1 protein-coding gene is annotated in these 2,576 nt (G+C 64.2%); it reads left to right on the top strand.

What is annotated here, in order from left to right:
• The first annotated feature begins 701 nt into the window (after window positions 1-701).
• Window positions 702-2,468, top strand: a complete 1,767-nt coding sequence (gene ltrA / locus ACFWRO_RS37025; RefSeq protein ID WP_384519088.1) for a group II intron reverse transcriptase/maturase — start codon at window positions 702-704, stop codon at window positions 2,466-2,468.
• The last annotated feature ends 108 nt before the right edge of the window (window positions 2,469-2,576 follow it).

Below are 2,576 nucleotides of genomic sequence, written 5' to 3'. Positions count from 1 at the left end.
ACGGGGAAGAGTGTCTTGGCCGATAACTTGCTGTGCGACGTGAGGCCGCACGCTCTGAAGTGAGGTCCGTCTTGTGGAGAGGTTCAGGCATGACAATTCCTCCGGATTAGTGTCTCGAATTCGTCCCCGCGCTCACATGCGTCGCTGGCAACGGCGGGGTGTGGAGCTGAGCGTTCACGTCCAAGGGCATCTCGGCCATCGAGACGCCACAGGCAAGGGGAAGGCCGGACGGGCGAACGCGTGTGAACCCCTGGTCAATGTCTCGTCATATCAACCCTGTAGATGGTCCGTACTCGACAGGGAATGGCCCGCGCTGCGAGGCGCAGACGGCATCCGGTGCAAGCAACATCGGTTGTGGGACACCGTCGGTCACGGGACAGAGGGGGCGCCCACCCCGGCCGCATCTTCAGCGTGTGGAACACGGAAACCCTGTCGGGGTCCGGAATGGTCCGGTAAGCCGACCGTAAGGGAGGCCCAACTCCCCGGCAGGAACAGGATGGTCCAAGAAGCGAATGCCGGTAGGCCGAAAGGTCAGGGGAAAACGCGTGGGCGGCCCTCTCTGCCCGCTCCCGCGCATAACCCGCCGGATACGGGCTCTCGTGGCCCGGCCTGAAAGGGCGCCCACGTGGACCAGGTGAGCCTTTGAAGCCCCAAAGCGAAGACACCGGAACCGAAGGACAAGTTAGATGCTGGAGGCGCGTATGAGTACCACAGCGGCAGCAGCCACTGCCCGTGCGCCCGAGGTGAACGGACCGGAGGGCGGGAAACTTGACTGGCACAGCATCGACTGGGCCACGTACGAGGAGAACGTACGGCAGCTGAGGCAGCGGATCTTCAAGGCATCTCAGGAAAAGGACCACAAAAGGGTCCGCAACTTGCAGAAGCTCATGCTGCGCAGCCGCAGCAACACGCTTGTCAGCGTGAAGCGGGTGACACAGCAGAGTAGTGGCCGCAAGACCGCTGGAATCGACGGGGAACGGGCCCTCACCCCTGCGGCGAGGGCCCGGCTGGCGGACGACATCCATCGCTCGCCAGGCCCCCGGACTGCCCAGCCGGTCAAGCGCGTGTACATCCCCAAGGCCAACGGGAAGCAGCGCCCGCTCGGCATCCCGGTCATCCGTGACCGGGTGCTCCAGGCCCGCGTGAAGAACGCGCTGGAGCCCGAATGGGAGGCCCGGTTCGAGTCGAAATCCTACGGATTCAGGCCCGGACGAAGCTGTCAGGACGCCATCGCAGCCATCCGGGTCACGGCCCGGGGACGGCTGGCCAAGCGCCGCTGGGCGCTGGATGCGGACCTGGAAGGGGCCTTCGACCGCATCAGTCACGACCACCTGAACGCCATGATCGGGCAGTTCCCCGCCAGGGACCTGATCCGGCAATGGCTGCGGGCCGGCGTGATGGAACGCGGCCGATGGACGCCGACCGAGGAGGGAACTCCCCAGGGCGGCGTCATCAGCCCCTTGCTGCTGAACATTGCCCTTCACGGGATGGAACAGGCCGCGGGATTCCGCCTCGACGGGCGGAAGGGGCACGAGAACAAGACTGTGCCCGGAACTCCCGTGTTGATCCGATATGCCGACGACTTCGTGGTCTTGTGCCGCAGCGAAGAAGAGGCATACCAGGTCAAAGGGAAGCTGATGGGCTGGCTGGAGCCCAGAGGTCTTCGCTTCAATGAGGCAAAGACCCGAGTTGTCCACCTCGACGAGGGGTTCGACTTCCTGGGATTCACCGTGCAGCGGCACGGCGACAGTCTGACCATCAGGCCGAGCAGGGAAGCGTGCAACAGACTCCGGAAACGGCTCCGAGAGGAGATGATCCGCCATCGGGGCACCAGCACCGTTGCCGTGCTGGTGAAGTTCTCCCCGATTGTGAGGGGTTGGACAGCCTATTACGGGGGTGCGGCGTGCAATCGGGCGTTCTGCTCGATGGATCACTATCTGTTCAAGCTCCTGTACAAGTGGGCGAAACGTGGCCACGAGAACCGCTCGGGGCTGTGGATCAAGAACCACTATTTCGGCAGGTTCAACAAGGCCCGACAGGACAACTGGGTTTTCGGTGACCGTCATTCGGGCGCCTATCTCCCGAAGTTCGCCTGGGTCCGACACGCCAGATACATTCCGGTCAAGGGTGCTGCGTCGCCCGACGATCCGGCCCTCACGGGGTACTGGCGCGGCCGTCGCCGCCGGAAAACGCCACCGCCGATGGACAAGACCAGCTTGTACCTGGCGGCCCGGCAAAGGGGCTTGTGCCCTCTTTGCCGACAGGCGCTCATCAGTGGAGCCGAATACGAGCCCGACAGTCCACGCGAGTGGATCGAGTGGTTCGCGGCGTCGAAGAAGATGCTGAACAAGCATCACTTCGTTTACCGCAGAGACGGCGGCACGGATCAACGAACCAACCTCCGCCTGGTACACGCCGAGTGCCACCGCCAGCATCATGCGGGTGACAGCAAGCGGACCCCGGGGTAGTCCGTCCGGGTGATGCCCTCGTGGCTTGCTTGAGCCGGATGCGGTGAAAGTCGCACGTCCGGTTCTGAGGGGGCCGGGGCGCAGCAATGCGCTCCGGCTACCCGACCC

The organism is Streptomyces sp. NPDC058579 (assembly GCF_042718575.1).
Classification (GTDB): Bacteria; Actinomycetota; Actinomycetes; order Streptomycetales; family Streptomycetaceae; genus Streptomyces.
The sequence above is the reverse complement of the archived record's forward strand: the minus strand, read 5'-3'. Positions and strand labels throughout refer to the sequence as shown.